12 protein-coding genes are annotated in these 12767 nt (G+C 44.4%); 10 read left to right on the top strand and 2 right to left on the bottom strand.

The features are described 5' to 3' along the window. Positions 1–231: 231 nt before the first annotated feature. The 8 genes from mcrB (at position 232) to EFE42_RS07700 (ending at position 9381) form a co-directional block, all read left to right on the top strand. Positions 232–1536 (top strand): coenzyme-B sulfoethylthiotransferase subunit beta, encoded by a 1305-nt coding sequence (gene mcrB / locus EFE42_RS07735; protein ID WP_123136703.1) that lies wholly within the window; start codon positions 232–234, stop codon positions 1534–1536. 29 nt (positions 1537–1565) lie between these two features. Next, positions 1566–2060, top strand: coding sequence for a methyl-coenzyme M reductase operon protein D (gene mcrD, locus EFE42_RS07730; protein WP_123136702.1), 495 nt, complete (start codon positions 1566–1568; stop codon positions 2058–2060). Between the two features lie 6 nt (positions 2061–2066). Beyond that, positions 2067–2678, top strand: coding sequence for a methyl-coenzyme M reductase I operon protein C (mcrC, locus tag EFE42_RS07725; protein ID WP_123136701.1), 612 nt, complete (start codon positions 2067–2069; stop codon positions 2676–2678). Positions 2679–2682: 4 nt separating this feature from the next. Then, complete coding sequence (gene mcrG / locus EFE42_RS07720; RefSeq protein WP_123136700.1) at positions 2683–3438, top strand: coenzyme-B sulfoethylthiotransferase subunit gamma; 756 nt, start codon at positions 2683–2685, stop codon at positions 3436–3438. 5 nt (positions 3439–3443) lie between these two features. Next, the gene (mcrA, locus tag EFE42_RS07715) at positions 3444–5165 is read left to right on the top strand and encodes a coenzyme-B sulfoethylthiotransferase subunit alpha (RefSeq protein ID WP_123136699.1); all 1722 of its coding nucleotides are present in this window, start codon (positions 3444–3446) and stop codon (positions 5163–5165) included. A 134-nt stretch (positions 5166–5299) separates the two neighbouring features. Continuing rightward, positions 5300–6643, top strand: a complete 1344-nt coding sequence (locus tag EFE42_RS07710; RefSeq protein ID WP_123136698.1) for a glutamate-5-semialdehyde dehydrogenase — start codon at positions 5300–5302, stop codon at positions 6641–6643. Positions 6644–6666: 23 nt separating this feature from the next. Then, positions 6667–7809 (top strand): glutamate 5-kinase, encoded by a 1143-nt coding sequence (gene proB, locus EFE42_RS07705; RefSeq protein ID WP_123136697.1) that lies wholly within the window; start codon positions 6667–6669, stop codon positions 7807–7809. A gap of 42 nt (positions 7810–7851) precedes the next feature. Further along, positions 7852–9381 carry an ATP-binding protein gene (locus EFE42_RS07700; RefSeq protein WP_123136696.1) on the top strand — a complete coding sequence of 510 codons (1530 nt, stop codon included), beginning with the start codon at positions 7852–7854 and terminating at the stop codon, positions 9379–9381. A 22-nt stretch (positions 9382–9403) separates the two neighbouring features. On the opposite strand, the gene ccsA is transcribed toward EFE42_RS07700, so the two are convergent. Further along, positions 9404–10453, bottom strand: coding sequence for a cytochrome c biogenesis protein CcsA (gene ccsA / locus EFE42_RS07695; protein WP_123136695.1), 1050 nt, complete (start codon positions 10451–10453; stop codon positions 9404–9406). Beyond that, positions 10450–11379, bottom strand: coding sequence for a cytochrome c-type biogenesis CcmF C-terminal domain-containing protein (locus EFE42_RS07690; RefSeq protein WP_123136694.1), 930 nt, complete (start codon positions 11377–11379; stop codon positions 10450–10452). The genes ccsA and EFE42_RS07690 overlap by 4 nt, the downstream gene beginning before the upstream one ends. Before the next feature lie 239 nt (positions 11380–11618). Between EFE42_RS07690 and EFE42_RS07685 the strand changes: the two genes are divergently transcribed. Both EFE42_RS07685 and pyrE read left to right on the top strand, forming a co-directional pair. Next, positions 11619–12167, top strand: coding sequence for a CDP-2,3-bis-(O-geranylgeranyl)-sn-glycerol synthase (locus EFE42_RS07685; protein ID WP_255419074.1), 549 nt, complete (start codon positions 11619–11621; stop codon positions 12165–12167). 18 nt (positions 12168–12185) lie between these two features. Further along, positions 12186–12728: an orotate phosphoribosyltransferase gene (gene pyrE / locus EFE42_RS07680; RefSeq protein WP_123136692.1), complete on the top strand. Its 543-nt coding sequence runs from the start codon at positions 12186–12188 to the stop codon at positions 12726–12728. Positions 12729–12767 lie beyond the last annotated feature (39 nt).

The raw sequence follows: 12767 nt of genomic DNA, 5'->3' as shown, positions 1-12767 counted from the left end.
ATGTAATTGAGTAATTATCATGAATAATCATTGTGTATTGTGCCGGATCAAAAAACGAATGCAAAAGTTTTAAAGGAAAAAGCTCCATTGCTGACATGAATAAATTAAAGAAAACCGACAGGAAGGCTTCTCACCCTGAAAGTGCTTACAGCATATCCTCGCTCAAGCGTGATTGCTTTCCAAATGGGGATTTTCTTTCCATTTAAAAAAAAACTTAAAGGAGGAAAATACGTGTCTGACAAAATAGACATCTACGACGACAGAGGAAAACTCTTAGAAAGCGGCGTTGCAATTGAAGAGCTCGCTCCTACAAGGAACGCAGCAATTCAGCGTATCATCGGAGACACAAAGAGGACTGTAGCAGTCAACCTGGGAGGTATTCAAAAATCTCTCGCAACCGGTAAGATGGGCGGAAAGGCTCGCCACATGCCGGGACGTGAAATGGAACTCGATATTGTCGAAAATGCTGGCGCAATTGCAGATTCCGTAAAGGAACTTGTACAGATAGACGGTGATGACGATACAAACATCGAAACTCTCGGTGGCGGCAAACAACTTCTTGTTCAGCTTCCAACCGCAAGGCTCACCGCCGGTGCTGACTACTCTTCCGCACTTACCGTAAGTGCAGCAGCAACCGTCCAGACCATTGTTGACATGTTCAATGTTGACATGTTCAACGCACCTGTGGTCAAAGGAGCAGTATGGGGTAACTACCCACAGACAATGGATCTGGCCGGTGGAAACATCGCTTCAATCCTGAACATCCCACAGAAGAATGAAGGTCTGGGTTACTCCCTGAGGAACATCATGACCAACCACATTGCTGCAATTACAGAGAAAAAAGCAATGAATGCAGCCGCACTGTCTTCCATCTTCGAACAGGCAGGTATGTTCGAAATGGGTAATGCAGTCGGAGAGTTCGAGAGACATCAGCTTCTTGGATTTGCATGCCAGGGCCTTAACGCCAACAACGTAGTATACGATCTTGTAAAAGACAATGGCAAAGACGGAACCGTCGGTACCGTAGTACAGTCTGTTGTAGAAAGGGCAATTGAGGACAATGTAATCGAAGTCGACAAAACTGCTCCTTCAGGTTACAACTTCTACAAGGCAAACGATGTATCCATGTGGAATGCTTATGCTGCAGCTGGCCAACTTGCTGCATCCATGGTAAACTGTGGTGCAGGTAGGGCCGCTCAGAATGTGTCATCCACAATTCTGTATTACAACGACATCATTGAGAAAGAAACCGGCCTGCCTGGCTGTGACATGGGTAGGGCACAGGGTACTGCTGTCGGATTCTCTTTCTTCAGCCACTCTATCTATGGTGGCGGTGGCCCCGGAGTATTCAACGGTAACCACATTGTAACCAGGCACTCAAGAGGATTCGCAATACCATGTGTATCCGCTGGTGTATCACTTGATGCAGGTACCCAGATGTTCTCCATCGAGAAAACATCCGGCCTCATAGGTGATGTATTCGGTACAATCAAAGAATTCAGAGAACCAATAAAAGCAGTCGCTGAATCACTCTAAATGAGTCACAAAGATTGAAGGTACCAATAATGGAAACTTCTGCTTCAGACACAAAAAAATCCATACAGATCGAGATATTCCCAAAACGTATGATTAAACCCGATACCGTAGAGGGGCTGCTCAATAAACTTTGCAGTCTGGAAGGTATACAAAGGGCATTCATACAGGGGCCGCGCTTACCTACAAAAGTACCATTCGGACCTGCTGTCGGAACACCCGTACATCATCCAGTAAGGACAAATGTACATTTTGGTAAAACCGAGATGGGCCTGGAAGTACTTGTGGGGAGAATTACACTGGAACTTGCCGGAAAAGAAGTCATGGAAGAAATAAATGCAATTTGTGAAGACACACTTCCCTGCGGTTTTGACATTAGGGAAGGGCGTTTCATCCAGACAAGGCAAACGGTTTCAGATTATGCAAAAAGAGGTCCTACTGCCGATCCTGCCTTATACGGTCTTTATGACCCGAAAAGCAAGATCGAATCACAGGTGAACCTCCTGAGAACAAATGAAAAGGAATGATTCCAGATGTTTGACCGGGAAACCCAGGTTGTAGATTGCAGACACGGAATGGGCCTTGGCAAAGGAGGCGGACTTGCCCAGAGAGGCACACTCTCCGAAGCCGGCAGGACCGATGTCGTTGCAGTCGCTATGAGTCCCGGGAGCCGCCACATCACCAAGCCTATTTGTGAACTGACTTACGGAATGCGCAAAGAAGACATACAGGTAAGTGTGCTTGTGCTCAATTCGGGATCAGGCGTTCCAGATGAACAAATGAGATCCGGTTCCTTTGGTATCAACCCGGAGGAGATCAAACAGATAAACAGGCACAAGATGGCCGTCATTCATACAGGGAACATTCGTGATCACGTTGTCAGGAAAGTAAGGGAAATATTGGTCCATGCAGAAGTACCGGCAGTGGTTGTCTGTCAGACAATCGTGGACTTTGAAGATTTTGCAAAGGCCGGTATCCATACTAGATTGGTAAAACCTCAAGATAAAAACATCCAGACAAAGGGAAAAGTGATGGAGATTGTGACTGGAGTGACACGAGGAGAAACTTGTCCAAGAGACAAGTTAAACGAACTCGTTAAAGCAGTGAAATCCACAATGAAATCAATTGATAACAAAGGAGTGTAATCATATGGCATATGAAGCACAGTTTTATCCCGGAGCAACAAGTGTTGCGGAAAATAGAAGGAAACACATGTCCGGTAAAGTCGAAAAACTCAGGGAAATCTCTGATGACGACTTAACCATTATTCTCGGACACCGTGTTCCCGGTACAGATTACCCAAGCACCCACCCACCACTGGCAGAAATGGGCGAACCAGAATGTTCCATCCGTGAACTGGTCGAACCTACAGATGGTGCAAAAGCAGGTGACAGGGTCAGATACGTACAGTTTGTAGATTCAATGTACAATGCACCTTCCACCCCATATTTCAGGTCCTACAACACTGCAATTAATTTCAGAGGCGTAGACCCGGGCACACTTTCCGGCCGCCAGGTCGTTGAAGCCCGTGAAAGGGACATGGAAGAAATTGCAAAATTCCAGCTTGAAACCGAAATGACCTGCCCGGCTCTGTCTGGACTAAGAGGTGCAACAGTGCACGGTCACTCCCTCCGTCTTCAGGAAGATGGTGTAATGTTTGACATGCTCGACAGACGTAGGCTCGAGAACGGTACAATCATCATGGACAAGGACCAGGTAGGAAGACCAATCGACAATAAGGTCGACCTCGGAAAACCAATGTCCGACGAAGAAGCTGCAAAAAGGACCACAATCTATCGTGTAGATAACGTCCCATACAGGGAGGACAAGGAAGTCCTCGAATGGGTACACAGGGTCTTTGAACAGAGAACCATGTATGGATACAAGCCAGCTGTACAGGAGTGAGTAAAATGGCAAACGACAGAAAGAGAATGTTCCAGAAAGATTTAGAAACTAAATTCACAAAGGAGCACGGCACCAACAAGATGGAAGGCGGCGACATTACAGATATGAGAATTCCATATTACCGCCTCGGTGTCGACCAGAACCCCAGGAAACTGGAAATGAAGAAAGTCGGTAAGGAAATTGCAGAAAAGAGAGGTCTTGCAGGCTACAACCCAATGATGCACTGCGGTGGTATTCCACTCGGTCAGAGAGCTCTTACACCATCCTTCATCTCCGGTAATGATGACATGATGGTCGAAAATGATGACCTTCACTATGTCAACAATGCTGCAATGCAGCAGATGTGGGACGACATACGCAGAACCTGTATTGTCGGTATGGATATGGCCCACGAAACCCTCGAAAAAAGACTGGGTATTGAGGTTACCCCTGAAACTATCAACCACTACCTCGAAGTGCTCAACCACGCACTCCCTGGCGGTGCAATTGTCCAGGAACACATGGTAGAGACCCACCCTGCACTCGTCGATGACTGTTACGTGAAAATATTCACAGGTGACGATGAACTTGCAGACGAGATCGATGACCAATTCCTCATCGATATTGACAAACAGTTCCCTGCAGAACAGGCAGAACAGCTCAAATCCTCTATCGGTAACACTACCTGGCAGGCAGCTCACATCCCAACCATCGTATCCAGGACAACAGACGGTGGTCAGACCACAAGATGGACTGCAATGCAGATCGGTATGTCTTACATCGCAGCATACGGAATGTGTGCCGGTGAAGCAGCTGTAGCAGACCTTTCCTATGCAGCAAAGCACGCAGGTGTTGTCAACATGGGAGACATGCTCCCGGCAAGACGTGCACGTGCACCAAACGAACCTGGTGGTGTCACCTTTGGTAACCTCTCAGATATCGTCCAGACCAGCCGTGTAAATCCAGATGATCCTGCAAACGTAACCCTGGAGGTAGTCGGTGCAGGATGTATGCTTTATGACCAGATCTGGCTCGGATCCTACATGTCCGGTGGTGTCGGTTTCACCCAGTACTCCACTGCTGCATACACCAACAACATTCTGGATGACAACCTGTACTATGACGTTGAATACATCAACGACAAGTATGACGGTGCAGCTGACAAGGGTATCGACAACAAGGTCGCCCCAAGTATGGATGTTATCAAGGATATCGCAACAGAGTCCACACTCTACGGTCTCGAGAACTACGAGAAATACCCCGTTGCCCTTGAAGACCACTTCGGTGGATCCCAGAGAGCAACCGTCCTGTCCGCAGCTGCCGGTAGCGCAGGATCCCTTGCAACCGGTAACGCAAACGCCGGTCTCTCCGCATGGTATCTCTGTATGTACCTGCACAAGGAAGGTCACGGACGTCTCGGATTCTTCGGATACGATCTGCAGGACCAGTGTGGTGCAACCAACACCTTCTCCTACCAGTCCGACGAAGGTCTGCCCCATGAACTCCGTGGTCCAAACTATCCGAACTACGCAATGAACGTTGGTCACCAGGGTGGCTACGCTGCAATCGCAGCCGGAGCACACGCCGGTCGTGGAGATGCATATGCACTCAATCCACTGATCAAGGTATGTTTCGCCGACGAAATGCTCCCATTCGACTTCTCCCAGCCAAGGAAGGAGTTCGGACGCGGTGCGCTTCGTGAGTTTGAGCCTGCTGGTGAGAGATCCCTCATCATCCCGGCCAAATAAGCACAATACGAAGTAGGCGCCATGCCTACTTCACCTACTATTTTTAAAACCCCAATTAAATAGCTAAAAGCTTTTTTTATATGATGATCTTATTTGCTCTTGCCATAGTTACAACCATATAATCAGGTGTTCCCATGACCGATAATACAGAGAAAAAAGTCATACCAGCAAAAGATGCCTCCATCAAACTTGCCAGCATAAATACAACCCTAAAAAATAAAGGGCTTGAAGCAATGGCACAAGCCCTTGATCAAAATAGAGACTCAATACTTAAGGCAAACCGCAAAGACCTCGAAGCTGCTGAGCAGTTAAAAGAGCAAGGGAAAATCTCACAGGCTCTTGTGGATAGGCTGAAAGTAAATGATAGCAAAATCGATGGAATGATCGCAGGTATAAGAGATGTCATGGAACTTGAAGACCAAACAGGCAAAACTCTCAGCTGCCTGGAACTTGATGAAGGACTGGAATTGTATCAGGTAAGTTGTCCGATCGGCCTTATAGGGGTTATTTTCGAGTCACGTCCTGATGTTGTTCCGCAGATCATGTCCCTCTGCCTGAAAAGCGGTAATGCAACGATCTTTAAGGGCGGAAGTGAGGCCTTTAATTCAAATCGTACTATTTTCAACATACTTAAAGAATGCCTAGAAGAAATCGGGGATATTCCTGCAAAGGCCTTTCAACTGATGGAAACCCGGGAAGAGGTAATGGACATCCTGGCACTTGATTCCTATATAGACCTGCTTATACCCCGTGGGTCGAACGCTTTTGTGAAGTTCATACAGGATAATACCAGGATACCCGTACTGGGTCATGCAGACGGAATATGCCATGTCTACGTGGACAATGAAGCAGATATGGAAAAAGCGATTGATGTCTGCTATGATTCAAAAGTACAGTATCCGGCAGTGTGCAACGCAATGGAAACATTGCTTGTAAACAGTGATATTGCAAGCAATTTCCTGCCCGGAATGATAGGAAGATTCCTGGAAGCAGGTGTAGAGGTCCGCCTGGATGAAAAATCATACACTATTGCAGAAAATACCGGTATCCTAGGTGTGAAAAAAGCATCCGATGAAGACTGGAGCACTGAATATAATGATTTGATACTGTCTGTGAAAACGGTTGATTCAATAAATGAAGCAATCGATCATATTAACAGGTACGGTTCGCATCATACTGATTGTATTGTCACCAAAAACGAAGATAAGCGCCGCACATTTACCGAACTTGTGGATTCCTCAAGCGTCATGGTAAATGCCTCTACAAGATTTGCCGACGGTTTCAGGTATGGTAAAGGCGCAGAGGTTGGCATCAGCACAAACAAAATACACGCACGTGGACCCGTAGGAATGGAAGGTCTTTTGATATACAAGTATATTCTTCTGGGTAACGGTGACAGGGTATCCGATTATGCAGGAGATAATGCAAAACAATTTACCCACAGGAAACTGGATAAACAGATAAGCGACATCATTTGAAATAATATCCGGGGATTGTGATTTTGAGCAAGAGAAAAGTCATCCTTGACAACGCAAAAAAAGTTATTATCAAAATAGGAACAACTTCAATAAGTAATGATTGTGGGGGATTGAATGAGGAATTCATGAAACATGTGGCCTCCCAGGTCGCATACCTCCACAGTCTGGAAAAAGAAGTCATTCTTGTCAGCTCTGGCTCCATAGGAGTGGGAATTGACCTGATGCAACTTGGCTGTAAGCCGCGGGAAATTCCGGTCCGACAGGCAGCAGCAGCTGTTGGTCAAAATATTTTGATGCAAAAATGGATGGAGGCTTTTAGTACTTACGATCTTAATGTTGCCCAGATTCTTTTGACCTATGACTCCTTTACCAACAGGTTAACCTATCTCAACCTGAGAAACAGCATATCCACGTTACTGGAATATGGGGTAATCCCGATTATCAATGAAAATGACAGTACCTGCGTGCACGAGATAGAAGCTACCCTTGGAGATAATGACAGGCTTTCCGCAATGGTTGCCAGCAAAATGGAAGCCGATCTGCTGATACTCCTATCGGATATTGATGGCTTATATGATAAAAATCCTAAAAGGCACAAGGATGCTGTATTACTGAAAACTGTTCCTGAGATTACACCAACTATAGAAAGTTATGGCGGGAGCCCTTCAAGTACTAAAGGAACCGGTGGCATGAGAACAAAGATCGATGCTGCCAAGATATGCAATATGGCAGGCTGCCACATGGTAATTGCAAACAGCTCTATCCAAAACGCAATCCTCAAAATAATGGAGGGTGAAGAAATCGGCACCCTGTTTTTAGCTGAAGGAGAAGTCCATAAGAACCGCATTCGATGGATTTTACTTGCCCATTCCTCAGGCACAATCGTGGTAGATGAAGGAGCCAGAGATGCGGTAAGAAACCGCATGAGTCTCCTGCCTTCGGGTGTAATTGGTTTAGAGGGTGATTTTGATCGTGGAGATATAGTAAAACTCGAGTGCAACGGGCAGGTATTCGGGAAAGGAATTACGGATTATACCTCAGATGAATTGCAGAAAATAAAGGGAAAACATACCAATATGATAGCAAATATCCTGGGATATAAAAATTATGACAATGTTTTAAACAAGGATAACATAGGGTTTTTTAAAGAATGGATTAATATATAAGTATGGGTATACAATATATTAATAGTATCTGGATGCGGTGACATGCTCAATGATAAAATAGCCTCAATTGCCCTTATAAGCAGCAAAAATAATGATAAATTGCTGGGGTATCTGTCAGCATACAGGGTGCTACAAGCAGAACCCAAAAAAGATACTATTTCTTTTATCAAAAAAAGTACACCGACTATAGTTATAATTGACAATACTATGCCTGAAGAGGTTAACTACCGCATTTGCAGGGAGCTTAAGGAAAATACAGGTAATCAGTATCTTCCCATAATTATGGTCACCAAAACAGACAAAGAAGAGATAAGGGCAGCTCTGAAAAATGGGGCAGATGATTTCATAACCGACCAGTCCGATGACCTGGAAATTCTAACAAGAATCAATCCCCTGTTACAAATAAAGAACCTCTATGATAAACTTGCAAAAGAAAGAGACCAGGCACAGACTTACATCGACGTTGCCCAAACAATAATAGGCGTCGTTGACAGGGACCTGAAAGTAGTACTTGCCAATAAGAAAGCTTCTGAAATTCTGGGGTATTCCCAGGAAGAAATTATAGGACAGAAATGGTTCGATGTCTTTTTGCCGGAAAGAATAAGGGATATGATAAAAACCGGCTATAAAATGGTCCTGGAGGGGGAAATTGAACCTCCCGAATTCTCGGAAAAACCTATTCTTACACGTACAGGTGAAGAACGATTGGTTTTCTGGCATGATGTTGTACTCAAAGACGATCAGGGAGGCATCATGGGTACCATCAGTTCCGGTGAAGATATTACCGAAAAAAAACAGGCAGAAATGGCCCTTGTAGAGGCAAATAAAGAACTTCAGGAACTGGACGGCATGAGAAATGAATTTCTTGCCAATATAAGCAGGGAGTTGCAAATACCTCTTGCATCCATCAAAGGTTTCAGCGATTTGCTCGTTAAAGGCGAGTTAGGTGTAATTAATAACAAGCAAAATGACGCCCTGGTTACAATAATCAGGAATTGTGATAGGCTACAGCAACATGTCAATGCTCTTCTCTATGCCAGTGAGGACAGTAGTCAGAATGTGACATACAATTTTGAAGATACAGATATAAATTCCCTTCTCGACAAGGTCCTGAATGACCTGCCAATTAATTTTACAAAATATAACCTGACACTTGAAAGAAGCCTGGAAAATATTCCACATATAAATGTTGATGAAAGATATCTGAAAAATGCTATATTCCATATACTCGATAATGCAATCAAATTCACTCCTGTAAATGGTAAAATAAAAGTTTCCACCAGCAGAACAGGCAAATATGTCGAGATAAAAATAAGAGATTCCGGAATTGGGATAGCCAAAGACAAATTAGAAAACATTTTTAAAAGCTTTTATCAGGTAGATGGCTCTACCAGAAGAAAATATGGAGGAACTGGCATTGGCCTCTACATCTGCAAGAAAATCATTGAAGGTCACAACGGTCAAATCCTGGTGGAAAGCGTAGAAGGAAAAGGTAGTGAGTTCACAATTCAACTCCCGATTCGCACCCAACCGAACTATAACACTACTGAAAACCTGGCTGTTGCCCCTTAAAAATAAAAAGCAAAGAACAGTTTCAGTCCTGCTCTTCAAAATACCTTTTTGCAAGCAGCGATGTCCCCGCAAGCGTAATTCCTGCCAGGAATATACCTATTAAGAGGCTTTCTGCATTGAAATCTTGCCAGGAATGGACTGAGGCCCACATACCACTTCTCGTAACAAAAGTTGCAAAAATTACAAGTATAAATGATAAAATAGCCATTGCTGGCGCCAGGAACCTGAACTGTCCCTGTCTGCCGTATATTGTATGCAGATAAGCTGTCGCGGTTATCCAGGGAATCAACGACGAGGTCTCAACCGGATCCCAGCTCCAGTACCATGCACCCCAGCCAAGTACCTCATAGGCCCAGAAACCACCCAGACCTATCCCTGCAGTCAGGAGTAACCAGGAAACACGCATCCAATTATTGGCTATTTTGCGCCAGCTGCTGTCATTAAGGAGCAAACCAGCAATAGTAGATGCAAAAGGAATAGTAAAAGCTGCATAGCCCAAAAAAAGGATGGGAGGATGGATAGCCATCCAGGGATTGCGAAGCAGCGGATTCATGCCCTGCCCATCTGTTAGGTGATAGGGATGGACAAACGGATTCCAGTTGCTTACCAGAACAGAGCCGGCTTTTGAATAATATACCGCAAACGGGTTGTCAAGTACAAGCAGCATGAGGAATACCGAAAGAATACCCAGGGACACTATCCTTGTGATCATGAATACATTGCCTTCGGTAAAACGGAAAGAATACCTGAGAACCAGAAGCATAACCGAAATGGCCCAGGCCCACAACAAAAGAGAACCTTCCTGACCTGCCCAGAAAGCTGAAAGACGATAGTAAGTGGAAAGATCAAGACTGGAATGAGCATAAACATACTCAAAGAACGCGGCTACATCATAAAGATAATACATCAGCATGACAGAAGCAACTGTGACCAAAACAGCACAGGCAATTTCAAGCCTTAATGAAAGTATCCGGTAATTCTCATCTTTCCTGCGAAAACCCAGGTATGAATAGACCGTAGCAAGCAAACCAAACAGAAATGCCAGCCAGATAATAATCATTCCAAAATTCATGTGGCCACCTCATTTTCATTATCTGGTAGCACTGTACTTCCAAGGAGCAGTATTAACATACCTCCAAGCATTATGTAAATACCAGCCCAGAGAAAGCTGATAAATGGAACTACCCGCAGATACAGGTCAACTTCCCCGGATTTTTCATCGAGGGCTTTGGGAGCAATAAAAACTTCCTCCATGATCCCCCGGTTAATGTAAGTAGAAGTATAGGTCTGCCTCCATTTTATATCGGTTATATACCGAACTGTACCCCTGTCAAACTCATTCCCGTTTTTGGAAATTATAAGGCCAACATCCGTTGTATAGGATGAACCAGGATAATTGTCATAGGGTGTACCTTCAAAACTTGAATCCATACCCATCACACTTACAGAATAAGGAATCTTCTCAAATGATGTTTCCTCACCAATGCTAACTACAGCTGAATCTTCTACTTTCATTGCTGAACTGAAAATGGTACCGAATATCACCAGCAAAATTCCAATATGGATAATGTGGGCACCTATTCCCTTGAAATGGGATTTGCCACGGCGTTTTCTGGTAACATGAACCAGCCGGTACAGAGATGCCGCAAAAACGGCAAGCATGGGAATTATAGAAATGTCTACAAGCAGTTCTCCGGTAGGAGAAAACATTGCCATAAGTGCAGACAAGAGAACTATACCTCCAAGCAGCATACCAATATACCTGCCGGATATATGGGTGACAAGCAGGCAGGCACAGAGCAGGATTACAAGTAAACCGGCAATCGGTGCTGCCCTGTTATTGAAATATGTTGCATCCATACTTATTTGCATACCAGTTAAAAATTGAACCACAAGGGGCGTCAGCATTCCAATAGTTATCAAAACTGCAAGTATCCCGAATGCTGTCACTGTTACGAAAATAAGGTTTTTTCTGGAAATGAGGTTTTGGAGATCCATGTAAACAAGCCTGTCCTGTAAGAATTATATTATCAAAAGGAAAGTTTTTCGGGTATAAAGGGATTTGCCTAGTTTAGTTCACGCTGTTAATTATTTAAACTGATAGTGATTCCCTTAAAGGAATAATATACAGGGATTTGTTCAAATTTCACCCCTCCATACAGGAATAAAACAGCAAACCCTTATATAAAAACGAAAATAACTGAGGTCAAAAGGGGCTGATCAAGACGCTTGATACAATTATTCTCGCTGTGTGGTTAATGGTACCTGCCTACCTTCCAAGTCCTTTTGCAGCTCTTTTGGGAGGAGGAAGACCCATTGATGGCAAAAGAACCCTGGGTGACGGAAGAAGGATACTTGGTGACGGAAAAACGATAAGGGGATTTGTCGCCGGAAGTTTGTTTGGAATCGTTGCCGGGATCCTACAAACGTGGATTGCCTTTACCCAAATAGAGTTTATGGGGATTAGATTACCTCCTTTTGGGTTTACAATCCCGGATGCAATAATTCCGATTGCTGCTCTTTCGATTGGCTCGCTCCTTGGTGATATGACAATGAGTTTTGTTAAAAGGAGGATTGATCTGAAAAGAGGAGCTCCTTTGCCAGTTGCAGATCAGCTTGATTTTGTAGCAGGTGCCTGGATATTGACCTACCTGGTAGCCCCACAATGGTTTGTTGCAAATTTCACACTGAATATCATTATAGTGTTACTTATACTAACACCCCTTTTACACATAGGGACCAATATAATAGGTTACGTACTTGGAATCAAGAAGGAACCCTGGTAACCTCAGGAGACAAATGCCATGCAGGAAAACAATGAGAAAGATGAACTCATAGAAGCTCTCAAGAAGTGCGAAGCCGTCAAGTTCGGCCAGTTTACCCTTGCCTCGGGAAAAACCAGCAAATATTACGTTGACATAAAAAAGGCAATTTCAGATCCTGTAACCCTCAAAAAAATATCGGACATCGCCTCAGCCAGGATTGATCTTACTACAACAAGTCGTATTGGCGGAGTGGCCCTTGGCGGAGTTCCTCTTGCAACGGCCGTTTCCCTGAAAACAGAGATTCCCCTTTTACTCATACGCAAGGATGCAAAGGCTTATGGAACCGGGGGAAGGTTTGTAGGTGATCTGGAAGAAGGAGATAAAGTCATACTGATAGAAGACGTTACCACAAGTGGCGGATCTGTTCTTGAAGCGGTCAATCTTCTCAGGGACTTCGGTGCCAATGTTGATGAAGTGATTACCGTTGTTGACAGGGAGGAAGGAGCAGAAGCGAATTTGTGGAATGAAAATGTGACATTGAATCCGCTTGTGAGAGCATCCGATCTGCTCAAAGAAGAATAACCGGCCAAAGCGGAAAGTATTTATCTAATTATCCGAAAT

Source organism: Methanohalophilus sp. RSK, from assembly GCF_003722075.1.
GTDB lineage: Archaea > Halobacteriota > Methanosarcinia > Methanosarcinales > Methanosarcinaceae > Methanohalophilus.
This window is presented reverse-complemented; position numbering and strand designations above follow the sequence as displayed.